We start from the raw sequence: 24,806 nt of genomic DNA on the forward strand, positions 1-24,806 counted from the left end.
GCGTACGTGGCGAAGGTCCTGGTAACCGGTTCGGCCGGCTTCATCGGCGGCTACCTGGTCTCCGAGTTGCTCGATCGCGGGCACGAGGTGGTCGGGATCGACGACTTCTCGAAGTACGGGCCGGTCACCCACAGCTACGACGCGCACCCGCGCTTCCGGTTCGTCGAGGGCGACGCGCGCGATGTCGACCTGCTCACCGACCTGCTCGACGGCTGTGACCACCTGGTCGCCGGCGCGGCGATGATCGGCGGGATCTCCTACTTCCACGCGTACGCCTACGACCTGCTCGCCACCAACGAACGGATCATGGCGGCCACCTGCGACGCGGCGATCCGGGCCCATCGGGAGGGACGCCTGACCAAGGTCACCTACCTCTCCTCCTCGATGGTGTTCGAGTCGACCGCGCACTGGCCGAGCCGGGAGGGCGACGAGCGTCGGATCCCGCCGCCGCTGTCCTCGTACGGCTTCCAGAAGCTGGCCGTGGAGTACTACGCCCGGGCCGCCTGGGAGCAGTACCAGTTGCCCTACACGATCGTGCGGCCGTTCAACTGCGTGGGCGTGGGGGAGGGGCGGGCCCTGGGCCAGGCCGAGGTGCTCTCCGGCAACGTGAAGCTGGCCATGTCGCACGTGGTGCCCGACCTGGTGCAGAAGATCGTCAAGGGGCAGGACCCGCTGCACATCCTCGGCGAGGGCGACCAGGTGCGGCACTACACCTACGGCGGGGACCTGGCACGGGGCATCGCGCTCGCCGTCGAGCACCCGGCCGCGCGCAACGAGGACTTCAACCTCTCCACCACGCGGTCGACCACGGTCCTGGAGTTGGCCGAGCTGATCTGGCACAAGATCAAGGGACCAGACGTGCCGTTCCGCCACGTCAGTGACGACCCTTTCGAGTACGACGTGCGCAAGCGCGTGCCGGACACCACCAAGGCCGCCGAGGTGCTCGGTTTCACGGCCACGACCTCGCTGGACGAGATGCTCGACGAGGTCATCCCGTGGGTGACCCGGGCGGTGGCCGAGGGGCGTCTCTGACCGTGCCCGACGCGCCCGGTGACATCACCATGCAGTGGTATGCATGACCTTGCGGTCAGTCACCAGGCGCTGCTAACCTCTTCTGCATAGTCATGCGGAGGTAGGTATGGGAATTCGGGTCGCAGTCGCCGGGGCGAGCGGATACGCCGGAGGTGAGCTGCTGCGCCTGCTGGCCGGGCACCCCGAGTTCGAGCTGGTCGCCGCCACCGCGCACAGTCAGGCGGGGCAACCGCTGCACACGGTGCACCCGCAGCTCACCGGCATGAACCTGACGTTCGCCGCAACCACCCCGGACGTACTGGCCGACGCCGACCTGGTCTTCCTCGCCCTGCCGCACGGTGAGTCGGCCGCTCTCGCGGCCCGGCTGCCCGCGCAGGCGCGGGTGGTGGACCTCGGCGCGGATCACCGCCTGGTCGACGGCGAGGCCTGGACCCGCTACTACGGCGGCACCCACGCCGACGCGTGGACCTACGGTCTGCCCGAGCTGCCCGGCCAGCGGGAGCGCATCGCCGCCTCCACGCGGGTGGCCAACACCGGCTGTTACGCGGCCACCATCGTGCTGGCGCTGGCACCGTTGATCGCCGCCGGAGCCGCCGACCCGGCCGACGTGGTGGTCGTCGCCGCCAGCGGCACCTCGGGCGCGGGCCGGGCCGCCAAGACCCACCTGCTGGCCAGCGAGGTGGCGGGCGACCTGTCGCCCTACAAGGTCGGCGCCCACCAGCACGTACCCGAGATCAAGCAGGCCACCGGCGCGACCGGGCTGTCGTTCACGCCGGTGCTGGCGCCGATGCCGCGCGGCATCCTGGCCACCGTCACCGCGCGGCCGACCGGCGAGGTGGACCCCCGCGTGGTGCTGGCACAGGCGTACGCGGACGCACCCTTCGTGCACCTGCTGCCGCAGGGACGGTGGCCGCACACCGCCGCCACCCTCGGCGGCAACGCCTGCCACCTCCAGGCCACCGTCGACGTCGACTCCGGTCGGCTGATCGTGGTCGCCGCCCTGGACAACCTCGGCAAGGGCGCCGCCGGCCAGGCGGTGCAGAACGCCAACCTGATGTTCGGTCTGCCCGAGACCACGGGCCTGTCCTGCTTCGGAGTCGCGCCATGACCGTCACCACCCCGGCGGGGTTCCGGGCGGCCGGCGTCGCCGCGGGCCTCAAGACCAGCGGCGACTCCGACGTGGCCCTGGTGGTCAACGACGGCCCGGACGCGGGGGTCGCCGCGGTCTTCACCAGCAACCGGGTCAAGGCCGCGCCGGTGATCTGGACCCAGCAGGTGGTCCACGGCGGCCTGGTCCGGGTGGTGGTGCTCAACTCCGGCGGCGCGAACGCCTGCACCGGCCCGGCCGGCTTCCAGGACACCCACGCCACCGCCGAACACACCGCCGCCGAACTGAGCGCGGTCACCGGCCGGGAGTACGGTGCCGGTGAGGTGGCCGTCTGCTCCACCGGCCTGATCGGTGAACGGCTGCCGATGGACAAGCTCCTGCCGGGAGTGGGCGCGGCGGTGCGGGCCCTGACCGGTGACGGTGGCGACGCCGCCGCCGAGGCGATCATGACCACCGACAGCCGACCGAAGACCGCCGTGACGCGCGGCGACGGCTGGACCGTCGGTGGCATGGCCAAGGGCGCCGGCATGCTGGCACCCGGCATGGCCACCATGCTCTGCGTCCTGACCACCGACGCGGTGGCCCCGCCCGAGACGCTCGGCACCGCGCTGCGGGCCGCCACCCGGGTCACCTTCGACCGGGTCGACTCCGACGGCTGCATGTCGACGAACGACACGGTGCTGCTGCTGGCCAGCGGCGCCTCCGGGGTCGCGCCGAGCGAGGCGGAGCTGACCGACGCGGTCACCGCCGCCTGCCACGACCTGGCGAGGCAGTTGCTGGCCGACGCCGAGGGCGCCACCAAGGAGATCGCCATCGAGGTGGTCGGCGCCGCAGACGAGGACGAGGCGGTCGAGGTGGGCCGGTCGGTGGCCCGCAACAACCTGGTGAAGACCGCGCTGTTCGGCAACGACCCGAACTGGGGGCGGATCCTCGCCGCCGTCGGCACCACCGCCGCCGCGTTCGAGCCCGACGAGATCGACGTGGCGGTCAACGGAATCTGGATCTGTCGGTCCGGTGCCGCCGCCGAGGACCGCTCCCGCGTCGACCTGACCGGGCGCGACGTCACCATCCGCATCGACCTGCACGCCGGTGCCGCCGAGGCGACGGTGTGGACCAACGACCTGTCGCACGGGTACGTGCACGAGAACTCGGCGTACTCGACGTGAGCGCGAGGAACGCAGCGAAGCGGAGTCCCGCAGTCGCGAGCAGAAGGTCAGCAGCATGATCTATCACGGAAGGCCGGTCCGGTGACCCTGACCTCGGATCTGACCCGCGCCCAGGAGAAGGCCGCCACCCTGATCGAGGCCCTGCCCTGGCTGGCCCGCTTCTCCGGCTCCACGGTCGTGGTCAAGTACGGCGGCAACGCCATGGTCGATCCCGAGTTGCAGCGGGCCTTCGCCGCCGACATGGTGTTCCTGCGCTACGTCGGGCTCAAGCCGGTCGTGGTGCACGGCGGGGGGCCGCAGATCTCGGCGATGCTCGGTCGGCTCGGCATCGACAGCGAGTTCCGGGGCGGCCTGCGGGTGACCACTCCGGAGGCGATGGACGTGGTCCGGATGGTGCTGGTCGGGCAGGTCGGCCGGGAACTGGTCGGGCTGATCAACGCGCACGGTCCGTTCGCGGTCGGTCTCTCCGGCGAGGACGCCGGGCTGTTCACCGCGGTACGCCGACACGCGTACGTGGACGGCGAAGCCGTCGACGTGGGCCAGGTCGGCGACGTCGAGTCGGTGGACGTCTCGGCGGTCGACGACCTGATCGGGGCGGGCCGGATCCCGGTCATCTCCACGGTGGCCCCGGACGTGGACGGGGTGCTGCACAACCTCAACGCGGACACCGCCGCCGCCGCGCTGGCGGTGGCGCTGCGCGCCCGCAAGCTGGTCGTGCTCACCGACGTGCCCGGCCTGTACGCCAACTGGCCGGACACCTCCAGCCTGGTCAGCGAGATCGGCACCACCGAGCTGGCCGAGCTGCTGCCGTCGCTGGAGTCGGGCATGGTGCCCAAGATGGAGGCCTGCCTGCGTGCGGTCACCGGCGGCGTACCCGCGGCCCACGTGGTCGACGGCCGGGTCGCGCACTCCACCCTGTTGGAAGTGTTCACCTCGGAAGGCTTCGGAACGATGGTGATCCCCTCATGAGCGAGCGGAGTGCCGGCATGACGCTGGTCGAGCGGTGGCGGCAGTCGATGATGGACAACTACGGCACGCCGCCGCTGGCCCTGGTGTCCGGTTCCGGCGCGGTGGTGACCGACGAGACCGGTCGGGAGTACGTGGACCTGCTCGGCGGTATCGCCGTCAACTCCCTCGGTCACGCGCACCCGGCCGTGGTGGCCGCTGTGTCGAAGCAGGTCGCCACGCTCGGACACGTCTCCAACCTGTACGTCGCCGAACCTCCGGTGGCCCTGGCGGAGCTGCTGCTGGCCCTGGCCGGACGTCCGGGTCGGGTGTTCTTCGCCAACTCCGGCGCCGAGGCCAACGAGGCGGCGTTCAAGCTGTCCCGGCGGACCGGCCGCACCCACGCGGTCGCCACCGTCGGCGGTTTCCACGGCCGGACCATGGGTGCCCTGGCGTTGACCGGTCAGCCGGCCAAGGCCGACCCGTTCCGTCCGCTGCCCGGCGAGGTCGACCACGTCCCGTACGGTGACGTCGCCGCGCTGGAGGCGGCGGTCACCGACGCGACGGCGATGGTCATTCTGGAGCCGATCCAGGGCGAGAACGGCGTGGTGGTCCCGCCGGCCGGCTACCTCGCCGCCGCCCGGCGGATCACCGCCCGGCACGGCGCGCTGCTGGTGATCGACGAGGTGCAGACCGGGATCGGTCGCACCGGGCACTGGTACGCGCACCAGGCCGAGGGCGTCGAGCCGGACGTGGTGACCCTGGCCAAGGGGCTCGGCGGTGGACTGCCGATCGGTGCCACCCTGGCCTTCGGCCCGGCCGCGGACCTGCTGGTCGCCGGGTCGCACGGCAGCACCTTCGGCGGCAATCCGGTGAGCTGCGCCGCCGCGCTCGCGGTGATCTCCACGATCGCCCACGAGGGACTGCTCGACCACGTCAAGCGGATCGGGGAGCGGCTGCGCCGGGGTATCGAGGGGCTCGGGCACCCGTTGGTGGGCGGGGTGCGGGGTGCCGGGCTGCTGCTCGGCGTGACGCTGACCGCGCCGGTGTCGGCCGCCGCCGCCGAGGCGCTGCGCGGGGCCGGTTTCCTGGTGAACCCGATCCAGCCGGACGTGCTCCGGCTGGCCCCGCCGCTGATCCTCAGCGCCGACCAGGCCGACGCGTTCCTGGCCGCGCTGCCCCTCGCCCTCACCGCCGTGGCCGGTACCCGTGTCCCGGCCGGTACCCCTGATCCGACCTCGACGGAGGCCAGCGAATGACCCGGCACTTCCTGCGTGACGACGACCTGTCGCCCGCCGAGCAGGCCGCCGTGCTCGACCTGGCGGCCCGGATGAAGGCCGACCGGTTCGCGTACGCGCCGCTCGCCGGTCCCCGGTCGGTGGCGGTGCTGTTCGACAAGCAGAGTCTGCGGACCCGGATCTCGTTCGACGCCGGCATCGCCGAGCTCGGCGGGCACCCGCTGGTGGTGGACACCCAGGTCACGCACTTCGGGCGGGGGGAGACGCTGGCCGACGCGGGCCGGGTGCTGTCCCGCTACGTGGCCGCGATCGTGCTGCGCACGCACGGCGACGACCGGATCGCCGAGGTGGCCGAGGGGGCCACCGTGCCGGTGGTCAACGCGCTGACCGACGGCTTCCACCCCTGCCAACTCCTGGCGGACCTGCTGACCGTGCGGGAACGCTTCGGCGACACCGTCGGGCGCACCCTGGCGTACGTCGGTGACGCGGCGAACAACATGTCCCACTCGTACCTGCTGGCCGGCGCGACCGCCGGGATGCACGTCCGCGTCGCCGGTCCGGAGGGCTTCGCGCCCGACGCCGACGTGGTGGCCCGCGCCGAGGCGATCGCCGCCGACACCGGCGGCAGCGTCCAGGTGCTCGTCGACCCGGTCGCCGCGGTCCGGGACGCCGACGTGGTCGCCACCGACACCTGGGTCTCGATGGGGCAGGAGAGCGACGGGCTGGACCGCGCCACCCCGTTCCTGCCGTACCAGGTCAACGAGGAACTGCTCGGGCACGCCGCACCGACGGTGATCGTGCTGCACTGCCTGCCGGCGCACCGGGGCGAGGAGATCACCGACGAGGTGCTGGACGGCCCGCGCAGCGCCGTCTTCGACCAGGCGGAGAATCGGCTGCACGCCCAGAAGGCGTTGCTGACGTTCCTGCTGACGGAGACCACATGAGCGCACCGTTGACCCGTGCCGCCCGGCACGCCCGCATCGTCGAGCTGATCCGCGACCGGGCCGTCCGCTCGCAGACCGAGCTGGCCGAGTTCCTCGGCGACGAGGGCGTCCAGGTCACCCAGGCCACGCTCTCGCGGGACCTGAAGGAACTCGGTGCGGTCACCGCCCGGGGCGGCGACGGCCGGGCCGTGTACGTCATCCCGGAGGACGGTCACCGGCCGTTGCGCGACGCCGAGGCGGCGCCGGCCCGGCTGGTACGGCTGCTGCGGGAACTGCTCAACGAGGTCGACTCCAGCGGCAACATCGCGGTGCTGCGCACCCCGCCGGGGGCGGCACAGTATCTGGCCAGCGCGTTGGATCGGGCGGGTCTGCCGGAGGTGGTCGGCACCATCGCCGGTGACGACACCATCCTCGTGGTGGCCCGTGAATCCGACGGCGGAGCCGCGCTCGGCGAACGACTCGCCGGCTGGGCCCGTCGCGACGAGTACACCGAAGGGAACACAGCACCATGACCGAGCGGGACCTCGGGCGGGACGCCCGGTGCGGAGCGTCGCGGTGGTGACCACCAGAATGGGCCAGGTGGACGACAAGAGCCTGACCGAGAACAGCGCGCCCGCCAACCGTACGAGCCTGTGGGGTGGCCGGTTCGCCGGTGGCCCGTCGGAGGCGCTCGCCCGGCTGTCGGTGAGCGTCCAGTTCGACTGGCGGCTGGCCCCGTACGACATCGCCGGTTCCCGGGCCCACGCCCGGGTGCTGGCCGGCGCCGGCCTGCTCGACCCGGACGAACTGGGCCGCATCCTCGCCGCCCTGGACGACCTGGAGGCGGCCTGCGCCTCCGGCGCGTTCCGGCCCACCGTCGACGACGAGGACGTGCACACCGCCCTGGAACGCGGGCTGCTGGAACGGCTCGGCAGCCTCGGCGGCAAGCTGCGCGCCGGCCGGTCCCGCAACGACCAGGTCGCCACCGACCTGCGGCTCTATCTGCGCGACCACGCCCGGGGGGTGGCCTCGCGGCTGGTCGAGCTGGCCGAGGCGCTGGTGGAGCAGGCCGAACGGCACGTGGACACCGCCGCGCCCGGGATGACGCACCTGCAGCACGCCCAGCCGGTCACCTTCGGCCACTGGCTGCTCGCCCACGTGCAGCCGCTGCTGCGGGACCTGGAGCGGCTGCGCGACTGGGACCACCGCACCGCCGTCAGCCCGCTCGGCGCGGGCGCGCTGGCCGGGTCGGGGCTGCCGCTGGACCCGGTGGCGGTCTCCAAGGAGCTGGGTTTCCGCACCTCGTTCGCCAACTCGATGGACGCGGTCGCGGACCGGGACTTCGTCGCCGAGTTCCTCTTCATCACCGCGCTGGTCGGCGTGCACCTGTCCCGCCTCGGCGAGGAGGTGGTGCTCTGGACGTCGCACGAGTTCGGCTGGGTCGAGCTGGACGACGCCTTCGCCACCGGCTCCTCGATCATGCCGCAGAAGAAGAACGCGGACATCGCCGAGCTGGCCCGGGGTAAGTCGGGACGGCTGGTCGGTGGGCTGGTCGCGGTGCTGACCATGCTCAAGGGCCTGCCCATGACGTACGACCGGGACATGCAGGAGGACAAGGAGCCGGCCTTCGACGCGGTCGACACCCTGGAACTGCTGCTGCCGGCCCTGGCCGGGATGATCTCCACCATGACGGTACGCGTCGACCGACTGGTCGCCGCCGCGCCGGTGGGCTTCTCGCTGGCCACCGAGGTGGCCGACTGGCTGGTCCGTAAGGGTGTGCCGTTCCGCGACGCCCACGAGATCACCGGCAAGCTGGTGGCGCTCTGCGCGGTCCGGGACTGCGCCCTCGACGAGGTCTCCGACGAGGACCTGGCCGCGGTCAGCGAGCACCTGGACCCGAGCGTCCGTGACGTGCTGTCGGTCCGCTCGGCACTGGCCGCCCGGACCACGCCCGGCTCGACCGGCCCCGGCCCGGTCGCTGACCAGCTCGCCACCGCCGCCGACCGGCTGGCCGGTTGGCGGGAGTGGGCGGCGGAGCAGGTCGTACCCCGCTGAGGCGGACGGCCCGGCCCGGTCGCACCGGCCGGGCCGTCCGCGTCGGGGTGACGACGGTCGGCCGAATCGAGTGACACGACCTCGTACGCTGCTGGCATCAGCGTCGCTTCATCGTGGAATGGGGTCGTCGTGTCATTCACCGATGCAATTCGCTCCGCGCTCTCCCAGTACGCGGGCTTCGGAGGGCGGGCTCGTCGCTCCGAGTACTGGTGGTTCGCACTGTTCCTCTTCGGTGTCGGAATCGTGGCTGCGCTCATCGACAGCGCGCTGGGTCTCGACTTCGACGCGACGACGGGTGGACCGGTCTCCCTGCTCGTCAACCTGGCCTTCCTGCTGCCGTCGCTGGCGGTCTCCGTACGCCGCCTGCACGACCTGGGTCGTTCCGGCTGGTGGCTCCTGATCGGGCTGATCCCGATCGTCGGGTGGATCGTGCTGGTCGTGTTCTTCGTGCAGGACGGCCAGCCCGGTCTGAACCACTTCGGACCCAGTCCCAAGTCCTAGTCGGCTCAGTCGGCGGCCTGGTCCGATCGGGTGCGGGCGGCCAGCCGGTCGTAACGCTGGCGGGCGGCCTGGGCGCTGCCCAGGCCGAGCCCGTGCCCGATCGCCTGCCAGGTCAGCCCACGGCTGCGCGCGAGGTCTAGCAGTCCCGCCTCCATCGTGTCGACCTCCGCCCGCAGGTGTGGGAAGAGGGTCAGCGCGGCGAGCAGGTCCGCCTCGTCGACCGGTTCCTCGCCCGGCGCCGCCTCGGCCGCCCCGGCAGCCAGAGCCAACACCACGGCGATCGCCTCGTACGGATCTGCCGCGTACGGGTTGGTGTGCCGGCGGCGCTGCGCCTCGGTGGCGGCATGCCGCTCGGTGAGCCGGTGCAGGGCCGCGTAGGTGTGGTGGGCCCGATCCTGGGCGTCCGGTGCCGAGGTGCGGGGAGAGGCGGCGGTCATGTCCCCAGTCCACTACTTCAACGGAACGTTGTCAATGCATCGTTGAAGAGCGGGTTCGGTGAAGCAGATGCCGACCGGACGGCCAGGAGCCCTTGAGGATGCTCAGAGGAGCGTCGATTGCCGGGCGTCGGTCGGGCGTCGACACCTAGTCCACCAAGGCGCCTGTCGAGCTGACTGCAGTAGCGGATCGGGCATCGCCCCGAGCCCGCACCCGGTGCGGGCGATAGCGCCGACGGTTCAGCTCGAAAGGCGGCAAGGAGGAGTGCGGGAGGCCCGATCCGTCGAGGTCGGGTGCGCTCCATGGAGAGCATGGATCAAGACTTTCACCTGGCCGTACAGTAGATAGCTCCAAGACGTCGGCGCGTGGTTGCCGATCGAACTCCGGTCGGGGTTATCTGGACGGGTGGACCACTCCTGGCTGACCGCTCCCGCCGCCGAGATCGCCGAGACCGCGCGCACGCTGCTCGGCTGGGAACTCGCGGCTGACGGCGTCCGGATCAGGCTGACCGAGGTCGAGGCGTACGCCGGCACCGGTGAGGACCCGGCCTCGCACGCCCATCGCGGGCCGACTCCGCGTACGAAGGCCATGTTCGGCCCGGCGGGCCACGCCTACACGTACTTCGTCTTCGGCATGCACTGGTGCCTGAACGTGGTCTGCGGGCGCGAGGGGGAGGCGGCGGCGGTGCTGCTGCGCGCCGGTGCGGTGGTCGACGGGCTGGATCTCGCCCGCAAGCGTCGCGGCGAGGTGCCCGACCGGGACCTGGCTCGCGGTCCCGCCCGGTTGGTGGTGGCGCTCGGGCTCGACGCGACGGCGAACGGCACCAACCTCGTCGACGGCAGCGGGCCGCTGCTGCTGACTCCGCCGACGCGGCCGGTCGCGCCGTCCGAGGTCTCCTCCGGCCCCCGGGTCGGCGTGGCTGCCGCCCACGACGTCCCCTGGCGCTTCTGGATCACCGGTGACCCGACGGTCAGCGCCTACCGTCGCCACGTGCCCCGGCGACGGCGCTGACCCGCGTCCGCGCTGACCCGCGACTGCCGCTGACCCGGCCTGCCAGGCCGCTCTATCCGACTGCGGTTCGGACACCGAGACCGACCAGGAGCGCGCCGGTCAGCCGGTCCAGCAGTCGGCGTACCCGGAGGGTGCGTAGCAGGCGGGCCGCCGCACCCGAGACGACGGTCCACCCGGCGAGCCAACAGGTGTGCAGCACCGCGTGCGCCGAGGCCAGCACCAGCATCGGCACCAGCACGGAGCGGTGTGAGCCTAGGAACTGCGGGGCCAGCGTCAGGTACACGGCGGCGGCCTTGGGATTGAGCACGGTGCCGAGCAGCCCCTGCGCGTACGGGTGGTGCCCGCGCCATGGCAGCCGCCGGGGCCGGCGGGTGGTGGCCGGGTCGTCGGACCCGGCCGGACCGTCGGGCAGGGCGGGGTGGTCAGGCAGGGTGGGGTCGGTCGGGTGTCGGCGACGGATGGTGGACAGCAGCAGCCACAGCCCGAACCCGACCAGATAGGCGGCGCCGAGCAGCTTCACCGTCCAGAACGCCTGCGACGAGCGCAGCACCAGCGCGGCGAGGCCGACGGCGGCGAGCGTGCCGTGCACGTAGATCCCGGTGACCGTACCCAAGATCACCAACCACCCCTGCCGGGACCCTCCGACGGCGACCCGCGACACGACCAGGGTCAGGCTGGTCCCCGGCGTCAGGGTGATCGGCGCGACGGCGACCAGGAAGCCGAGTACGGCGACCCTGTCCAACCTCAGACCACCACGCGGTAGTGGGTGCTCAGCAGTCCGGCGTCGTCGTACACGTGGAACGCCACCCCGGGTGGTTGGCTCAGGTCGACAAGCGGTCCGTCGCCTTCCCAGGGCAGCCGGAGCGTGGAGACGACCCCGGGCGCGATCCGCAGTGGCCGACCGGCGAAGGTGCTCGCGGCGGCGGTGTGGAAGTGGCCGGTGAGCACCGCGACGACCTGTGGGTGGGCGGCCAGCAGTGCGGCCAGTGGCGCGGTGGGGGAGAGCCGCATCGAGTCGACGACGGGGTGGTGCAGGGCGACCGGCGGGTGGTGGAAGGAGACGAAGGCCGGTGTCCCGGCCGGCACCGAGCCGAGTTCTCCGGCGAGCCAGTTCATCGTCTCCTCGTCGAGGTGACCGTCGTTCTCGCCCGGGATCGACGAGTCCGCGAGCAGGAAGACCGCGCCGGCCACGTCGTGCCGGGTGTTGATCGGGCCACTGCCGCCGCCGTCGTCGCCGAGCAGGCCCTTGCGGTACGCGTCGCGGACGTCGTGGTTGCCGGGGCAGACCATCACCGGCAGTGGCGACGCGAAGAGTTCCGCAGCGAGCCGGTACTCGGCCACCTCGCCGTGGTCGGCGATGTCCCCGCTGATCAGGATCGCGTCCACCGGTCGGGGCAGGGCGTGCAGGTGGTCCATCACCCGGGCGGTCCGCTCGGCCGAGCGAGGGTGGCTGTCGAGGTGCGTGTCACTGAGGTGTGCGATGACGAGCACAACGTCCCCTAATGGTTGTAGCGTCCTTAGGCATTAGGGAAACTACACGTGATCGAATCGGGTGCGTCAAGCAGGTCCCGAGGAGGCCCGATGTCACAGCAGCTCGTGCTCGCCCTGGCGGGCACCATCCGGCACGACGGCAACGGAGGCGTGACCGACGACCTCGCGGACGTGGCCGGACTGGCCACCTGGCTCCGGGAGCAGGCCGAACCGCTACGGGCGTACGCCGACGGTCCGTTCGCCGGCGCGCCGGACGAGCGACTCCGCCTCGACGTGGTCGCGGTGCGGCGCGCCGTACGCGCCCTCTTCGCGCACGCGGTCCGTCCCGGGCCACCGAGTCGGGCCGACTCCTCGACGCTGCTGCCCGTGCCGGACGCCGTCGACCGACTCAACGAGGCCGCCGGTCGGCTGCCAGTCCGGCCGGTGCTGAGCTGGCCGCAGGATTCGACGCCGACGGTCGCCTGGCGGGGGACGTCGCCCGACGCCCGGCGATGGCTCACGGCGGTGCTGGCCCGGGCGGCGATCGAGTTCCTCACCGGCCCGGCCCGTGCCCAGCTGCTCGCCTGCCCGGCGCCGCGCTGCGTGCGCTACTTCGTGAAGGACCATCCGCGCCAGGCGTGGTGCAAGCCGTCCTGCGGCAACCGTGCCCGGGTGTCCCGGCACTACCAGCGCCACGCGGCGAGCCCGACGGTTCCGTAGTGTTCCGGCGGTGACCCGGGCCTCCCGGCGGCGACCCCGGTCGGGGGATGAGCGTGGCGTGACGGGGGACACTGGTGGGGGCCGGGGCTACGGAATAGTTGACGAGTCAAATATGTTGTCCGCAGCGCCGGGTACGAACCGCCCGGGTCGGACGACACGAGGAGCTGTCATGCAGTTCGGAGTCTTCACCGTCGGCGACGTCACGGTCGACCCGACCACCGGTCGTGAGCCGACCGAGGCGGAGCGGATCAAGGCGATGGTGGCCATCGCGCTCAAGGCCGAGGAGGTCGGTCTCGACGTCTTCGCCACCGGCGAGCACCACAACCCGCCGTTCGTGCCCTCGTCGCCCACCACCATGATGGGCTACATCGCCGCCCGCACCGAGCGGCTGCTGCTGTCCACCGCGACCACGCTGATCACCACCAACGACCCGGTGAAGATCGCCGAGGACTACGCGATGCTCCAGCACCTGGCCGACGGCCGGGTCGACCTGATGATGGGGCGCGGCAACACCGGCCCGGTCTACCCCTGGTTCGGCCAGGACATCCGCAACGGCATCCCGCTCGCCATCGAGAACTACGACCTGCTGCGCCGGCTCTGGCGGGAGGACGTCGTCGACTGGTCGGGCAAGTTCCGTACCCCGTTGCAGTCGTTCACCTCCACGCCGCGACCGCTCGACGGCGTGCCGCCGTTCGTCTGGCACGGCTCGATCCGCAGCCCGGAGATCGCCGAGCAGGCCGCGTACTACGGCGACGGGTTCTTCGCCAACCACATCTTCTGGCCGGCCGAGCACACCCGCCGGATGGTGGGCCTCTACCGGCAGCGTTTCGCACACTACGGCCACGGCTCCGCCGACCAGGCCATCGTCGGCCTCGGCGGGCAGGTGTTCATGCGCCGCAACTCCCAGGACGCGGTCCGCGAGTTCCGGCCGTACTTCGACAACGCGCCGGTCTACGGGCACGGCCCGTCGCTGGAGGAGTTCACCTCGCAGACGCCGCTGACCGTGGGCAGTCCGCAGCAGGTGATCGACCGGACCCTCGGTTTCCGGGACTACGTGGGCGACTACCAGCGTCAGCTCTTCCTGGTCGACCACGCCGGTCTGCCGCTGAAGACCGTGCTGGAGCAGCTCGACCTCCTCGGCGAGGAGGTCGTACCCGTGTTGCGCAAGGAGTTCGAGTCGCTGCGTCCCGCCCACGTCCCGGCGGCACCGACGCACGCCTCGCTGCGCGCCGCCGCCGAGCGGGCCGCCTCCGGCGACGACGCGCTGGCCGGCGCCGCGTCGGCGGAGGGGGAGCGGTGACCGTACGCGCGATCGCCGTCGTCTCGGCCGGCCTCAGCCAGCCGTCGTCGACCCGGTTGCTCGCCGACCAGCTCGCCGTGGCCACCCGCGACGAGCTGGTCGGACGCGGCGAGCAGGTCGAACTGCACCACGTCGAGCTGCGCGAGTACGCCCACGACATCGTCAACCACCTGCTCACCGGCTTCGCCCCGGACCCGCTGCGGCAGGTGCTCGACCGGGTCACCGGCGCGGACGGCCTGATCGCCGTCACGCCGATCTTCAACGCCTCGTACAGCGGCCTGTTCAAGTCGTTCTTCGACCTGCTCGACGCCGACGCGCTGGGCGGACGACCGGTGCTCATCGGCGCCACCGGGGGCACCGCCCGGCACTCCCTCGCCCTGGAGCACGCGCTCCGCCCGATGTTCGGCTACCTGCGGTCGGTGGTGATGCCGACGGCGGTCTTCGCCGCCTCCGAGGACTGGTCCGGCGGTACGGCCGAGGGCGCGCTGCGGTCCCGGATCACCCGTGCCGCCCGGGAACTCGCCGAGCAGGTGCACCGCGCCGCCCCGTCGGGCGGACCGGCCGACCCGTTCGCGCTCGGCACCGACTTCGAGCGGCTGCTGCGCGGCGGCGACGCCTGACCGTACGACGCGTTCGCCCTCGCCGTGACCACGGCGAGGGCGTCGGCGACTCAGAGCTCCGGTTCGTGCGGGTGGGCGACCAGCACCGGGCAGCGGGCGTGCTGCACCAGGGCCTGGCTGACCGAGCCGAGCAGCAGTCCGGCGAAGCCGCCCCGCCCACGGGAGCCCGCCACCACCAGGGCCGCGTCGGAGGTCGCCTCGATCAGCGCCTGGTCCGGCTTCGCCGCGGTGATCAACCGTTCCTCGACGGTCAGCGCCGGATGACTGCCCCGGGCCGAGGCCGCCGCGGTGGCCAGCAGCGCCGCCGCCTCCCCGCCGTCGTCGGCGTGCCGCTCGTCGGCGACGTGCGCCAGCACCAGCGTGCCACCGCGCCGGACCGCCTCCTCGGCGCCGTACCCGACGGCCAGCTCGGCCGACTCGGAGCCGTCCACCCCGACCAGCACCGGCCCCTCGGTCGGCAACGGACGGTCCGGGGGCCGGACCACCAGCACCGGACAGTGGCCGTGCGCGGCGACCTGGGTACCGACCGAACCGAGCAGCAGCCCCGCGAAGCCCCCGAGACCCCGGCTGCCGACCACGACCAGCTCCGCCCGCCGGGACTCCTCCACCAGCGTCGCGCCCGGGCCTCCGGCCACCTGGCGCACCTCGACGGTGAGCCCCGGCCACCGGTCGACCAGCTCGGCGGAGGTCTGTTCGAGCATCTTCCGGCCGTCCTCGGTCGGCGCCGGCAACCCCACCTCGTACGGGTTGATCGGCACCCCGTAGCCGAGCGGGTGCAGGTAGCCGTGCACCAGGTGCAGCGGGCGGGATCGCCAGACCGCCGCCTGCGCCGCGTGTTCCGCGGCGACCAGGCTCGGCGGTGATCCGTCCACCCCCACCACGACAGGTCGGTTCATCGGCCCTCCAGATTCGCCTCTGCCCATTGTCGGGGCCGTCCACCGGCGGGCCGGCCTCGACACACCACCGGCCCTGACACACCACCGGCCTCGCCCTCACCGGCCCGCCGACCAGCGGGGGCCGCCGGACCGGCTGCGGGGTAGCGCCGGGGAAGCGGCGCGACCCCGCCGGTCATGATCCTTCGACGGTACGGGGTTTCCGGACGACCGCCAGCGGGACGCGGACGTGGTGCAGCACCGCGTGGCTGACCGAGCCGAGCAGCAGTCCGCCCAGCGCACCCCGACCACGCGCGCCGACCACCACCAGTTGGGCCTCCCGGGCCGCCTCCAGCAGAGCCGGGGCTGGTGAGCCCCGGACCAGCCGCTGTCGCACCGGCACCTCCGGGTACCGCTCGGACCAGCCGGCCACCGCCTCGGCCAGGATGCGTTCCTCCTGCTCCCGGTAGGCGTCCAGGTCGTAGCTCAGGGGCAGGATGTCACCCGGTCCGGTCGGGGTCGGGAAGAGCCAGGCGTGCACCGCGACCAGGTCGGCACCGCGCCGGGACGCCTCCTCGAAGGCGAACCGCACCGCCTCCTGCGACAGCTCCGACCCGTCCACGCCCACCACCACCGGCCCGTCCGACCGCGGCTCGTCCCGGATCACCAGCACCGGGCCGTCGGCGTGGGCGCTGACCTGCACCGCCACCGAGCCGAGCAGCAGTCCGGCGAACCCGCCCAGACCCCGGTTGCCGAGCACGACCAGGTCGGCGTCCCGGGACTCCGCGATCAGTACGGCGGCCGCCCCGCCGTCGACCACCGCGCCGGTCACCGGCACCTCCGGTGCCGCCGTACGTGCCGTCGCCACGGCCTCGTCGACGCACCGCTGGGCCTGGTTACGCAGCCCGCCGTCGGTCGGCGCACCCACCGCCGGGCCCAACGGGACACCCATCAGCGGCCAGATGAAGCCGTGCACGATCCGCAGCGGCCGGTGCCGGCGCTGCGCCTGGGAGGCGGCGGCGCGTACGGCGTGCAGCGCGGTCGGGGAACCGTCCACACCCACCACCACGGGGGCGACGATGTCGCTGGTCATCCACTCCTCCTTCGCTCCGCTACCAGGTTGACCCACCCGGGGCGGTCATGGTCCGGGGACCACCTTTCCGCTCGGGCGGGAAGCCGGGTCGGCCGGCGGGCTCAGCGCAGTCGCCGACCGTGACCAGCCCCAGCGGGCGCAACCCGACCGGGTGGGCGGCGTCGACGGGTGCCGTCCCCACCAGGGCCGCCGCCACCGCCAGCACCCGCAGCCCGGTGTCGGCCATCCGCTGCGCAGCGGCGGTCAGGGTGGTCACGTCCCCGTCGACGGCGTCGAGCAGCGGCATGCGCAGCACCCCCTCCGGCGCACCCGTGCAGACCACCAGGTATCGACGGTCGCAGCAGCGGTGCACGGTGGTCGTCCGGCGCAACCGCCGGTCGAAGGGGTACGCGGCGAGACGTGGCCAGGCGGTCCGGGTGCGGACCGGGTCCAACCCGCAGCGGGCCGCGAAGGTCACCAGCGCCGCCTCCACCGGATCGCCGACGGCGTACCAGTCCGGTCGGTCGGCGTCCGGCGGAGCGACGGAGGCGTCGGAGCAGAGCAGCCCGGCCCGCGCCAGGCGGCGTAGCTCGTCCGGTACGGCCACCGGTGTGCCGTCGCGGTGCACGCCGCCGAACGGGGCGTACCCGGTGCCGGTCACGTCGAAGCGGACTCCGCCCGAGGTGACCACGTGCCGTACCGCCCACCGCCTCTCGGTGCGGGTGCCGGTCGCGCCGTCCGGTGCCGCTTGCGCGACCACCCCGGTCCGCGTCGCTCGCTCTCCGCCGGTGACCTGGACCTGTCCGGCCAACGTCCGCTCCGCCCTGTGCCCGGGCCGTCCCGCTGACGGCTCTCCCGGCACCAGCCTGGTCCGGTCCGGCGCCGGGCGGCAGGGGCGATCCGCCCGCGTGGCCCGGGACCAACGGCCCTGCCCGGCCGAAGGAGGCGCTGCGTATCGTCTGAGGAATGACCGACGACCTGCGACTGCGGCCCGTCGGCGAGGACGACCTGCCGGAGTTCTACGCCCACCAGTTGGACGCCGAGGCCAACCGGATGGCCGCCTTCGGACCGGCGGATCCGGCCGACCCGCGCGTGTTCGCCGCGCGCTGGGTCCGCATCCTGACCGACCCGGACATCCTGGCCCGCACCGTGACCGTCGACGACGCCGTGGTCGGCTACGTGCTGGCCTTCCCCGTCGGGGACCGCACCGAGGTCAGCTACTGGATCGACCCGGCCCGATGGGGGCGGGGCCACGCCACGCGGGCGCTGGGCGCGCTGCTCGGGGAGGTGACCCGACGGCCGCTGCACGCGCGCGCGGCGGTCGACAACGCCGGCTCGCTGACCGTGCTGCGGCGCTGCGGGTTCGTCGTGCGCGGCACCGACCGGGCCTTCGCCCCGGCCCGTGGTCACGAGGTCGACGAGTACGTCCTGGAACTGCCCGCCTGACCGCCCACCTCGCCTGACCGCCCGCCCCGTCGGGCCGCTGACCAGGGCGGCGACTACCCTCGCGGGGTGAACTGGCTGGAACTCGTCGGCTGGGCCGGCTCCGCGTTGCTGGTGTGGTCGCTGCTGCAGACGCGCATCCTGCGGCTGCGCGCCCTCAACCTGGTCGGCTGTTTCGTGCTGATCGGCTACAACACCGCCGTGCAGGTGTGGCCCATGGTGGGGCTCAACGTCGTGCTGGCCGTGATCAACGTGTGGTACCTGCGGGGGCTGCTCACCACCCGGCACGACGAGCAGACCTACCAGGTGGTCGAGGTGGGTGCCGACGACGCCTTCCTGGCCCACACGCTGCGGGTGCACGCCGCCGACATCGCCCGGTTCAACCCCGGCTTCCACCCCGGGCGGGTGACCGGCCGCGCGGCCTTCCTGGTGGTCCGCGCCGACGAGGTGGTCGGCGTGGTGCTGGCCCGCGACGTCGGCGACGGCGTCGCCCAGATCGACCTCGACTACGTCACCCCGGCCTTCCGCGACTTCACCCCGGGCGAGTTCGTCTACCGGCGCAGCAGCCTCTTCACCGACCGCGGGTTCCGCCGTGTGGTCAGCCCACCGGGCATGGTCGGCGCGTACTACCACCGGCTCGGTTTCCGCCGCGAGGAAGACTCGTTCGTCCTGGACCTGCCGGCACCGACGGTGTCGTTGGGCTGACCGTCCGCGCCACGGCCCTACCCGGTCACAAGCCTCGTGCCGATACCAGGATTCGGCGTCGGGGCGACGGGGAATTGGCACCGCTACGCCGCGGGGCCTCCGCCGGCGACGCCACCCGGCGTGGTCCAGCGAGGGAGAGAACCGGGCGTGCAGAGCTACTGGAGCCAGCTGGCCCTGGTCGGAGTCCTGATCGTGATCAACGCGATCTTCGCCGGTAGTGAACTGGCACTGGTGTCGCTGCGGGACAGCCAGGTCCAGCGGCTGGAGCGCACCGGCCGCGCCGGACAGGTGCTGGCCCGGCTGGCCCGGGACCCGAACCGGTTCCTGGCCACCATCCAGATCGGCATCACCCTGGCCGGTTTCCTCGCCTCCGCCGCCGCCGCGGTGTCGCTGGCCCGACCGTTGGTGCCACTGCTGGAGGACGTCTTCGGCCGGGCCGCCGAGATGGTCGCGGTGGTCCTGGTCACGCTGGTGCTGACCTTCGTCACGCTGGTCTTCGGCGAGCTGGCCCCGAAGCGGATCGCGATGCAGGTGCCGGAGCGTTGGGCGCTGATGGTCGCCCGCCCGCTCGACCTGCTCGCCACCCTCACCCGGCCGGCGGTCTGGGTGCTCGGCGCCACCAGCGACCTGGTGGTACGGCTGTTCGGGCTCGACCCGAAACCGGAGCCGGACGAGATCAGCCCCGACGAGCTGCGGGACATCGTCTCCGGCCACCACGGCTTCACCAAGGAGCAGCAGACCATCATCGCCGGGGCGGTGGAGATCGCCGACCGCCGGCTGCGCGCCGTGCTGGTGCCCCGGCTGCGGGTCTTCTGCCTGGACAGCGGCACCACCGCCGAGGACGCCCGGCTGGTGCTCGCCGCGTCCGGACACTCCCGGGCGCCGGTGGTCCGGCACGGCGGGCTGGACGAGGCGGTTGGCGTCATCCACCTGCGCGACCTGGTCGGCGTCCGCGACGACCGGCCCGTCGACGAGTACGTCCGCCCGCCGATGCTGCTGCCCGACTCGGTGCCGGTGGTCGACGCGCTGCGCCAGTTCAAATCCGAACGTCAGCACATGGCGTTGGTGGTGGACGAGCGGGGCGCCGTGGACGGCATCGTCACGCTGGAGGACATCCTGGAGGAGATCGTCGGCGAGATCTACGACGAGACCGACCGGGACGTGCACTCGGTGCGTACCGAGCCGGACGGCGCGCTGCTGCTGCCCGGCACCTTCCCGGTGCACGACCTGCCGGACATCTCCGTGGATCTGCCCAGCCGCCCGGAGGGCGACTACACCACCATCGCCGGCCTGGTGCTGGCCGCCCTGGGCCGCATCCCCACCCAGGGCGAGCACGTGACCGTCGACGGCTGGCTGCTGGAGGTCACCGAGGTCGACACCCGGGCCATCCACGGGGTACGGCTGTGCCGGCCCGGCGACCCGGAGACCCCGGACGCCGCGACCGACTCCGCCGAGCGGTCCTCGACCGACCCGGCGGAGCACCCGCCGGCCGACGGGGAGGTCTCGTCCCCGGCCGACCCGCCGAGGGCGTCGACGGACCCGACGGGTCCGTCTGCGGCCGGTCGTGCGGGCCAGGCGCGGACGGAGACGCCGGAGCCGACGCCGGAGCCGACGCCGGACGAGCGGACCGTGCTGGACGGGACCCGACCCTAGGGCCCGCCCGGCGGCACCTCGTCGCCGGGCGGTTCCGGCAGCGGCGGGTCCAGCCGGACCCGGTGCAGCGGCACCTGCACGGTGCTGCGGCCGAGTCGTCGGGCCACCGCGCGGATCGCCCACGGGCCGGACGGATGCCGCTCAGGCCCGATCAGCCGCCCGCTCACCCGGCCGTACCAGTGTCGGGTCACCACCAGGTCGGTCAACCGCAGCGGCCCCGCCGGACCGCCCCGCACCACCAGGTCGACCACCCGACCCAGCCGCCGACCCTGCTCGTCGTAGACGGTCCGGCCGAGCAGCTCACCCGCTCGCACGGCCGGACCCCGGGATTCGGCTGATCAACCTGCGCCGCAGCCACTCCTCCACCGGCGAGGGAGCCAGCTCCTCGGCCGACACCCGCAGCCACACCGCGCTGTCGACCCGGGCGACCAGGTCGTACGGGATACGCAGCGGCGCCACCGGCCGGTCCGTGACGAAGCGTTCGGCGGTGAGCACCAGCATCCGCCCGAGTCGCCCACCGACCCGTGCGCCGAGCGCGCCGGGCCCGCTGAGCAGCGTCCGCAGGTACGGCACCCCGTCCGCGTCGAACGCGAACTCCACGTCGTCCACCTTGCCGATCAGACGCCCCGCCACGTCGACGAGCTGGCGGTCCAGCAACTGCCGACTCACCTCGATCCTCACTGTCCCATCCTCGTGCCCACGGCCAGCGGTACGGCGGCGATCGCCGCCGCGACGATGACCAGCAGGATCACCGCGCCGAGCAGGTTGAGCGCCGGCCCGTTGACCCGGTCGCCGAGATACGTACGGTCGTTGGCGACGACCAGGATCGGCAGATACGTCAGCGGCAACGCCACCGCGCTGATGATCAGCATGTACTCGGTGAGCGTCACCGGATCGATCGCGGTGAGCAGCAGGAGCACCCCGAGCAGCACGCTGACCAGCAGCACGGTGTGGAACCGGGCCGCCTCGCGCGGACTGACCCGCTTGCCCCACTGCCACCCGAAGTACTGCGCGGCGGCGTACGCGGCGGAGAGCCCGGTCTCCAGCGCGGCGCCGAAGGTGACCGCGAAGAACGCCAACGCCGCCACCGCCAGTCCGACCGTGCCGAAGGCCAGCACCACCGGGTGGGCGACCTCGTCCAGGCTGCTCACCGTCACCCCGGCGGGGCGCAGCACCACGGCGGCGGTGGCGATCAGCGACAACGCGAGGAACCCGCCGATCGGGAATCCGACCAGCACGCTGAACCGGGCGTCGGCCAGGTCGGCCGCGCCCCAGCGTTCCTCCACCCCGCCGGAGGAGAAGAAGAACACCTCGTACGGGCTGACCGTGGAGGCGAACAACGCCACCGCCACGAACCAGTACGCGCCCCAGCCCTGCCCGGAGTCGCTCGGCGAGATCGCGCTGCGGCCGAGTTCCGCCCAGTCGGTGGGCAGCCAGAACAGCGCCACCGCGAAGACCACCAGGGACAGCCCGGCGAGTCCGAACACCCGCTCCATCAGCGGGAAGCGCATCCGCCACAGCACCAGCCAGACGGCGGCCCCGGCGATCGGCACCCACACCAGGTACGGCACGCCGGTGGCCAGCCGCAGCGCCAACGCCACCCCGCCCAGTTCGGCGGCCAGGGTGATCACCGTGACCAGGTACGACGCCACCAGGTTGACCAGGGCCACCCGCGCGCCGAGCCGTTCCCGGACGAGGTCGAAGACCGCCCGGCCGGTCACCGCCGCGATCCGTCCGGCCATTTCGGCGTACGCGCAGATGGCGACCACCCCGAGCAGCAGCACCCACGTGTGCGCCATGCCGAACCGCGCGCCGGCCTGCCCGGCGGCGACCAGGTCGCCGATGTCCACGAAGCCACCGACCGCGGACAGGATGCCGAGCGTGGCGGCGAGCAGCTTCCTCACGTCGGCGGCGGCGCGGGCTCGGTCATCGACGCGACCATATCGCCGTTAAAGCGTCAGTTTTCCGCAAAACCGGCATCCGCTGCCGGACTCAGCCGCACCCACGGCCGATCAGTCTGCCGCGGGAGGCGGCACCGACGGCGGAAGCCGGGGTTCAGGCGTTCGGATAGAGGTTCTGCAGGCGTACCTGTCCACGGGCCACCAGCCGGTCGTCCGCGTCGGTGATCTCCACCTGCCAGAGCTGCTGGCTGCGTCCCCGGTGCACCGGAGTGCCCACTGCGGTCAACTCGCCGTCGCGTACCGCCCGCAGGAAGTCCGTCTGGTTGGACACGCCGACGACCTGGCCCCGGTCACCGAGCCACACACCGCCGCCCACGCTGGCCGCCGTCTCCACCACCGCGCAGTAGACCCCGCCGTGCTGGAGCCCGTACGGCTGGTGCAACTCCGGGCGTACCCGCCAGCGGATCGTCACCCGGTCGCCGGTCATCTCGTCGAACTCCAGCCCGAGCAGCCCGGCGAAGCCGCTCGACACGTCCGGGAACTCCACGGCAGCCTCCTCGATCTTGGCGTCGTCAGCGTAGCCGTAGTCCCGGCGCGCGCTGACCCGGTAGGGCCGGACCCGGCCGATGGGGGAGAATCGGTGACCGTGACCGACAGCAGCCTCCCGTCGCCCCGGCGGGACTCCCTGACCGATGACCTGCGGTGGCGCGGCCTGATCCAGGACTCCACCGATCCCGACGAGCTGCGCGCGTTGCTCGACGGCAGCGGGGCCGCGTTCTATGTCGGCTTCGACCCGACCGCGCCGAGCCTGCACGCCGGCCACCTCATGCAGGTCACCACCGCCCGCCGTCTCCAGCTCGCCGGGCACCGGCCGCTGCTGCTGGTCGGCGGCGCGACCGGGCAGATCGGTGACCCGAAGGAGAGCGCGGAACGCACCCTGAACGCCCCCGAGGTGGTGGCCGGATGGGTCAGTCGCATCCGCGACCAGCTCGCCCCGTTCGTCTCGTACACCGGGGACAACGCCGCCGAACTGGTCAACAACCTGGACTGGACCGGCGAGATGTCGGTGGTCGAGTTCCTCCGCGACGTCGGCAAGCACTTCCCGGTCAACAAGATGCTGGCCCGCGAGGTGGTGCGGGCCCGGCTGGAGAGCGGGATCAGCTTCACCGAGTTCAGCTACCAGCTCCTCCAGGCCCACGACTTTTTCGAGCTGCACCGTCGGCACGGCTGCCGGCTCCAGTTCGGCGGCTCGGACCAGTGGGGCAACATCACCGCGGGCGTGGACTACGTACGCCGTCGCGGGCTCGGCCCGGTCCAGGCCTTCACCACCCCGCTGGTCACCAAGTCGGACGGCACGAAGTTCGGCAAGACCGAGGGCGGCGCCGTCTGGCTCGACCCGGAGATGACCAGCCCGTACGCCTTCTACCAGTTCTGGATCAACGTCGACGACCGGGACATCGGCCGTTACCTGCGCTACTTCAGCTTCCGTTCGCGGGAGGAGCTGGAGGCGTTGGAGAAGGAGAGCGCGGAGCGGCCGGCGGCTCGGGCGGCGCAACGCGCCCTTGCCGAGGAGTTGACCACCCTGGTCCACGGCGAACGCGAGATGGCACAGGTGGTCGCCGCCAGTCAGGCGCTCTTCGGGCGGGGCTCGCTGGCCGACCTGACGCCGGTGACGCTGCGCGCCGCACTCGCCGAGGCCGGCCTGGTACGCCTCGACCGGTTGCCGGACGTGGCGACGCTGCTCAAGGAGTCCGGCCTGGTGCCGAGCATGAAGGAGGCCCGGCGGGTGATCACCGAGGGTGGCGCCTACCTCAACAACGACCGGGTGACCGAGGTCGACGCCGTTCCCACGGCGCAGGACCTGCTGCACGGGCGGTACCTGGTGCTACGCCGGGGCAAGCGCTCCTTCGCCGGCGTCGAACTGGAGAGCTGAGCCCGGTGTGACGCGGGACGCGTCCGGCGGATTTGACGATCAATCCGTCGGGCGCGTAACTTTCTCTCTGTCAGCGCGGAACGGACGAAACGGTCGAAAGACCTGAGGCCGGAGCGCTGGTCAACCCCTCGAACACGGTGGACACACTCACCGATACCGAGGCCGGGTGGTGCCCCCGGTTCCGCCGCGAGGCGGATTTGGCGAGGCGGAACCGACCGGGTAAGGTTGACGACCGGCAGGGAAACGGGCGAGCGAGCGGGAGACCGCAAGCGGCCGGCCTGCCAAAGCCATGAGACGGGCGGCGAAAGCCGAACGGGTTCATGGTGCCCGGCAAAAGGGTTGAAGCGCGACAAACCAGCGGAAGCCGGTTTGACACGGTTGAAACCACCGGGTAACGTAGTAAAAGTGCTCGCCGCGAGGTGGGTGCGGGTTGTTCCCCGGAGGGGTGCCTGTTGGTCGGGTGTTCTGATGGTGTGTGGTTGTTCTTTGAGAACTCAACAGGGTGCTTGATAAGCCAGTGCCAAATTGTTTTATGATACCCCGTGCCAACTTTTGGGTTGGTGGGGATTCCTTTGGCAACATTTTGTTGCTGGGGTTTGCTTTTCCAATAGGTTTTTGTTGGAGAGTTTGATCCTGGCTCAGGACGAACGCTGGCGGCGTGCTTAACACATGCAAGTCGAGCGGAAAGGCCCTTCGGGGTACT

27 protein-coding genes and 1 rRNA gene are annotated in these 24,806 nt (G+C 72.3%); 18 read left to right on the plus strand and 10 right to left on the minus strand.

What is annotated here, in order from left to right; all coding sequences use genetic code 11:
* The first annotated feature begins 6 nt into the window (after window positions 1-6).
* From ACZ31C_RS29200 to ACZ31C_RS29240, 9 genes are all read left to right on the plus strand, one after another.
* A complete protein-coding gene (locus ACZ31C_RS29200; RefSeq protein WP_465798017.1) occupies window positions 7-1,032 on the plus strand; it encodes an NAD-dependent epimerase/dehydratase family protein in 1,026 nt (341 codons plus the stop codon).
* Window positions 1,033-1,138: 106 nt separating this feature from the next.
* Window positions 1,139-2,140, plus strand: coding sequence for an N-acetyl-gamma-glutamyl-phosphate reductase (gene argC, locus ACZ31C_RS29205; protein ID WP_465798018.1), 1,002 nt, complete (start codon window positions 1,139-1,141; stop codon window positions 2,138-2,140).
* Window positions 2,137-3,306 (plus strand): bifunctional glutamate N-acetyltransferase/amino-acid acetyltransferase ArgJ, encoded by a 1,170-nt coding sequence (gene argJ / locus ACZ31C_RS29210; protein ID WP_465798019.1) that lies wholly within the window; start codon window positions 2,137-2,139, stop codon window positions 3,304-3,306. Before argC ends, argJ begins: the two co-directional genes overlap by 4 nt.
* A gap of 81 nt (window positions 3,307-3,387) precedes the next feature.
* Window positions 3,388-4,275, plus strand: a complete 888-nt coding sequence (argB, locus tag ACZ31C_RS29215) for an acetylglutamate kinase (protein WP_350700076.1) — start codon at window positions 3,388-3,390, stop codon at window positions 4,273-4,275.
* Between the two features lie 17 nt (window positions 4,276-4,292).
* Window positions 4,293-5,510, plus strand: a complete 1,218-nt coding sequence (locus ACZ31C_RS29220) for an acetylornithine transaminase (RefSeq protein WP_465798037.1) — start codon at window positions 4,293-4,295, stop codon at window positions 5,508-5,510.
* Window positions 5,507-6,433, plus strand: a complete 927-nt coding sequence (argF, locus tag ACZ31C_RS29225; RefSeq protein WP_465798020.1) for an ornithine carbamoyltransferase — start codon at window positions 5,507-5,509, stop codon at window positions 6,431-6,433. The genes ACZ31C_RS29220 and argF overlap by 4 nt, the downstream gene beginning before the upstream one ends.
* Window positions 6,430-6,945, plus strand: coding sequence for an arginine repressor (locus tag ACZ31C_RS29230; RefSeq protein ID WP_117230175.1), 516 nt, complete (start codon window positions 6,430-6,432; stop codon window positions 6,943-6,945). The genes argF and ACZ31C_RS29230 overlap by 4 nt, the downstream gene beginning before the upstream one ends.
* Window positions 6,946-7,003: 58 nt before the next feature.
* The gene (gene argH, locus ACZ31C_RS29235) at window positions 7,004-8,467 is read left to right on the plus strand and encodes an argininosuccinate lyase (protein ID WP_465798038.1); all 1,464 of its coding nucleotides are present in this window, start codon (window positions 7,004-7,006) and stop codon (window positions 8,465-8,467) included.
* Between the two features lie 129 nt (window positions 8,468-8,596).
* A complete protein-coding gene (locus ACZ31C_RS29240; RefSeq protein WP_350700070.1) occupies window positions 8,597-8,968 on the plus strand; it encodes a DUF805 domain-containing protein in 372 nt (123 codons plus the stop codon).
* Window positions 8,969-8,973: 5 nt separating this feature from the next.
* Here the strand turns inward: ACZ31C_RS29240 and ACZ31C_RS29245 are convergent, their stop codons facing one another.
* Window positions 8,974-9,405 carry a DNA-binding protein gene (locus ACZ31C_RS29245; protein ID WP_465798021.1) on the minus strand — a complete coding sequence of 144 codons (432 nt, stop codon included), beginning with the start codon at window positions 9,403-9,405 and terminating at the stop codon, window positions 8,974-8,976.
* A gap of 403 nt (window positions 9,406-9,808) precedes the next feature.
* On the opposite strand from ACZ31C_RS29245, the gene ACZ31C_RS29250 reads away from it, so the two are divergent.
* The gene (locus ACZ31C_RS29250; RefSeq protein WP_465798022.1) at window positions 9,809-10,414 is read left to right on the plus strand and encodes a DNA-3-methyladenine glycosylase; all 606 of its coding nucleotides are present in this window, start codon (window positions 9,809-9,811) and stop codon (window positions 10,412-10,414) included.
* Between the two features lie 52 nt (window positions 10,415-10,466).
* On the opposite strand, the gene ACZ31C_RS29255 is transcribed toward ACZ31C_RS29250, so the two are convergent.
* Together ACZ31C_RS29255 and ACZ31C_RS29260 are read right to left on the minus strand one after the other, a co-directional pair.
* Window positions 10,467-11,156: a LysE family translocator gene (locus tag ACZ31C_RS29255; RefSeq protein WP_465798023.1), complete on the minus strand. Its 690-nt coding sequence runs from the start codon at window positions 11,154-11,156 to the stop codon at window positions 10,467-10,469.
* 2 nt (window positions 11,157-11,158) lie between these two features.
* Window positions 11,159-11,905 carry a metallophosphoesterase gene (locus tag ACZ31C_RS29260; RefSeq protein WP_465798024.1) on the minus strand — a complete coding sequence of 249 codons (747 nt, stop codon included), beginning with the start codon at window positions 11,903-11,905 and terminating at the stop codon, window positions 11,159-11,161.
* A 90-nt stretch (window positions 11,906-11,995) separates the two neighbouring features.
* Here ACZ31C_RS29260 and ACZ31C_RS29265 point away from each other — a divergent pair, with 90 nt between their 5' ends.
* The 3 genes from ACZ31C_RS29265 to ACZ31C_RS29275 all read left to right on the plus strand — a co-directional run bounded on the left by ACZ31C_RS29265 (window position 11,996) and on the right by ACZ31C_RS29275 (window position 14,524).
* Complete coding sequence (locus ACZ31C_RS29265) at window positions 11,996-12,604, plus strand: CGNR zinc finger domain-containing protein (RefSeq protein WP_465798025.1); 609 nt, start codon at window positions 11,996-11,998, stop codon at window positions 12,602-12,604.
* A 169-nt stretch (window positions 12,605-12,773) separates the two neighbouring features.
* Complete coding sequence (locus ACZ31C_RS29270; RefSeq protein ID WP_465798026.1) at window positions 12,774-13,904, plus strand: LLM class flavin-dependent oxidoreductase; 1,131 nt, start codon at window positions 12,774-12,776, stop codon at window positions 13,902-13,904.
* Window positions 13,901-14,524, plus strand: coding sequence for an FMN reductase (locus ACZ31C_RS29275; RefSeq protein WP_449955976.1), 624 nt, complete (start codon window positions 13,901-13,903; stop codon window positions 14,522-14,524). The genes ACZ31C_RS29270 and ACZ31C_RS29275 overlap by 4 nt, the downstream gene beginning before the upstream one ends.
* A gap of 50 nt (window positions 14,525-14,574) precedes the next feature.
* Here the strand turns inward: ACZ31C_RS29275 and ACZ31C_RS29280 are convergent, their stop codons facing one another.
* The 3 genes from ACZ31C_RS29280 to ACZ31C_RS29290 form a co-directional block, all read right to left on the minus strand.
* Window positions 14,575-15,420 (minus strand): universal stress protein, encoded by an 846-nt coding sequence (locus tag ACZ31C_RS29280; protein ID WP_396751844.1) that lies wholly within the window; start codon window positions 15,418-15,420, stop codon window positions 14,575-14,577.
* A 172-nt stretch (window positions 15,421-15,592) separates the two neighbouring features.
* The gene (locus ACZ31C_RS29285; protein ID WP_465798027.1) at window positions 15,593-16,489 is read right to left on the minus strand and encodes a universal stress protein; all 897 of its coding nucleotides are present in this window, start codon (window positions 16,487-16,489) and stop codon (window positions 15,593-15,595) included.
* A gap of 19 nt (window positions 16,490-16,508) precedes the next feature.
* Window positions 16,509-17,279, minus strand: a complete 771-nt coding sequence (locus tag ACZ31C_RS29290; RefSeq protein ID WP_465798028.1) for a hypothetical protein — start codon at window positions 17,277-17,279, stop codon at window positions 16,509-16,511.
* Window positions 17,280-17,434: 155 nt separating this feature from the next.
* Between ACZ31C_RS29290 and ACZ31C_RS29295 the strand changes: the two genes are divergently transcribed.
* From ACZ31C_RS29295 to ACZ31C_RS29305, 3 genes are all read left to right on the plus strand, one after another.
* Window positions 17,435-17,914: a GNAT family N-acetyltransferase gene (locus ACZ31C_RS29295; protein ID WP_449955967.1), complete on the plus strand. Its 480-nt coding sequence runs from the start codon at window positions 17,435-17,437 to the stop codon at window positions 17,912-17,914.
* A 66-nt stretch (window positions 17,915-17,980) separates the two neighbouring features.
* Window positions 17,981-18,616 (plus strand): hypothetical protein, encoded by a 636-nt coding sequence (locus tag ACZ31C_RS29300; RefSeq protein WP_465798029.1) that lies wholly within the window; start codon window positions 17,981-17,983, stop codon window positions 18,614-18,616.
* Window positions 18,617-18,763: 147 nt separating this feature from the next.
* The gene (locus ACZ31C_RS29305) at window positions 18,764-20,269 is read left to right on the plus strand and encodes a hemolysin family protein (protein WP_465798030.1); all 1,506 of its coding nucleotides are present in this window, start codon (window positions 18,764-18,766) and stop codon (window positions 20,267-20,269) included.
* On the opposite strand, the gene ACZ31C_RS29310 is transcribed toward ACZ31C_RS29305, so the two are convergent.
* From ACZ31C_RS29310 to ACZ31C_RS29325, 4 genes are all read right to left on the minus strand, one after another.
* Entirely contained in the window at window positions 20,266-20,583 is a 318-nt protein-coding gene (locus tag ACZ31C_RS29310; RefSeq protein WP_396751833.1) for a PRC-barrel domain-containing protein, read from the minus strand. The genes ACZ31C_RS29305 and ACZ31C_RS29310 overlap by 4 nt on opposite strands.
* The gene (locus ACZ31C_RS29315; RefSeq protein ID WP_396751830.1) at window positions 20,570-20,950 is read right to left on the minus strand and encodes a hypothetical protein; all 381 of its coding nucleotides are present in this window, start codon (window positions 20,948-20,950) and stop codon (window positions 20,570-20,572) included. Before ACZ31C_RS29315 ends, ACZ31C_RS29310 begins: the two co-directional genes overlap by 14 nt.
* Window positions 20,947-22,173 carry an NRAMP family divalent metal transporter gene (locus ACZ31C_RS29320; protein ID WP_465798031.1) on the minus strand — a complete coding sequence of 409 codons (1,227 nt, stop codon included), beginning with the start codon at window positions 22,171-22,173 and terminating at the stop codon, window positions 20,947-20,949. Before ACZ31C_RS29320 ends, ACZ31C_RS29315 begins: the two co-directional genes overlap by 4 nt.
* Window positions 22,174-22,324: 151 nt before the next feature.
* Complete coding sequence (locus ACZ31C_RS29325; protein ID WP_350700039.1) at window positions 22,325-22,717, minus strand: PaaI family thioesterase; 393 nt, start codon at window positions 22,715-22,717, stop codon at window positions 22,325-22,327.
* A 99-nt stretch (window positions 22,718-22,816) separates the two neighbouring features.
* Between ACZ31C_RS29325 and tyrS the strand changes: the two genes are divergently transcribed.
* Together tyrS and ACZ31C_RS29335 are read left to right on the plus strand one after the other, a co-directional pair.
* Complete coding sequence (tyrS, locus tag ACZ31C_RS29330; RefSeq protein WP_465798039.1) at window positions 22,817-24,103, plus strand: tyrosine--tRNA ligase; 1,287 nt, start codon at window positions 22,817-22,819, stop codon at window positions 24,101-24,103.
* A 615-nt stretch (window positions 24,104-24,718) separates the two neighbouring features.
* A 16S ribosomal RNA gene (locus ACZ31C_RS29335) occupies window positions 24,719-24,806 on the plus strand; the annotation flags it as partial.

This window comes from Micromonospora sp. NPDC023869 (genome assembly GCF_055559695.1).

Coding starts and splice junctions, on each gene's coding strand:
- ACZ31C_RS29245 (WP_465798021.1), bottom strand. CDS start 9,405: ATGACCGCCGCCTCTCCCCGCACCTCGGCACCGGACGCCCAGGATCGG.
- ACZ31C_RS29280 (WP_396751844.1), bottom strand. CDS start 15,420: ATGAACCGACCTGTCGTGGTGGGGGTGGACGGATCACCGCCGAGCCTG.
- argJ (WP_465798019.1), top strand. CDS start 2,137: ATGACCGTCACCACCCCGGCGGGGTTCCGGGCGGCCGGCGTCGCCGCG.
- ACZ31C_RS29270 (WP_465798026.1), top strand. CDS start 12,774: ATGCAGTTCGGAGTCTTCACCGTCGGCGACGTCACGGTCGACCCGACC.
- ACZ31C_RS29265 (WP_465798025.1), top strand. CDS start 11,996: ATGTCACAGCAGCTCGTGCTCGCCCTGGCGGGCACCATCCGGCACGAC.
- argF (WP_465798020.1), top strand. CDS start 5,507: ATGACCCGGCACTTCCTGCGTGACGACGACCTGTCGCCCGCCGAGCAG.
- ACZ31C_RS29230 (WP_117230175.1), top strand. CDS start 6,430: ATGAGCGCACCGTTGACCCGTGCCGCCCGGCACGCCCGCATCGTCGAG.
- ACZ31C_RS29295 (WP_449955967.1), top strand. CDS start 17,435: ATGACCGACGACCTGCGACTGCGGCCCGTCGGCGAGGACGACCTGCCG.
- argH (WP_465798038.1), top strand. CDS start 7,004: ATGGGCCAGGTGGACGACAAGAGCCTGACCGAGAACAGCGCGCCCGCC.
- ACZ31C_RS29220 (WP_465798037.1), top strand. CDS start 4,293: ATGACGCTGGTCGAGCGGTGGCGGCAGTCGATGATGGACAACTACGGC.
- ACZ31C_RS29285 (WP_465798027.1), bottom strand. CDS start 16,489: ATGACCAGCGACATCGTCGCCCCCGTGGTGGTGGGTGTGGACGGTTCC.
- argC (WP_465798018.1), top strand. CDS start 1,139: ATGGGAATTCGGGTCGCAGTCGCCGGGGCGAGCGGATACGCCGGAGGT.